Origin of the sequence: Allosalinactinospora lopnorensis, from assembly GCF_000981225.1 — a bacterium.
In the GTDB taxonomy this organism is placed as follows: Bacteria; Actinomycetota; Actinomycetes; order Streptosporangiales; family Streptosporangiaceae; genus Allosalinactinospora; species Allosalinactinospora lopnorensis.
Map to the genome: position 1 here is coordinate 1 of NZ_LAJC01000204.1, position 398 is coordinate 398.

The window sequence follows — 398 nt, forward strand, 5'->3', positions numbered from 1 at the left end:
CTAGGCAGTGTTTTTTGGAATGTCTGCGGGGCGGGTTGGTGCTCTGGCAACCTCGCTTGGCATGGTCGGACGCCATGAACTCACCGATGCTGAATGGGCGCTGCTCGCCCCACTGATGCCCGCCGATCCGCCCAAGGGAGGCCGGTGGGCCGACCACCGTCGGGTGATCAACGCGATCCTGTTCCGGATCCGCACCGGCATCCCCTGGCGGGACCTGCCTGAGCGGTACGGGCCGTGGGAAACCGCCGCCGGGCGGCACCGCCGCTGGTCCACCGACGGCACCTGGCACCGCATCGCCGAACGGTTGCGCATCGATACCCACACCGGACAGGAACTGGAGGCCGGTATCGACTCCAGCAGTATCCGCGCCCACCACCACGCCGCGGGGGCGGCCAAAA

1 protein-coding gene is annotated in these 398 nt (G+C 68.3%); it reads left to right on the forward strand.

Translation table 11 applies throughout. The features are described from left to right. Positions 1–61: 61 nt before the first annotated feature. A partial coding sequence (locus VS93_RS26515) for an IS5 family transposase (protein ID WP_046472558.1) occupies positions 62–398 on the forward strand: 337 nt, incomplete at its 3' end.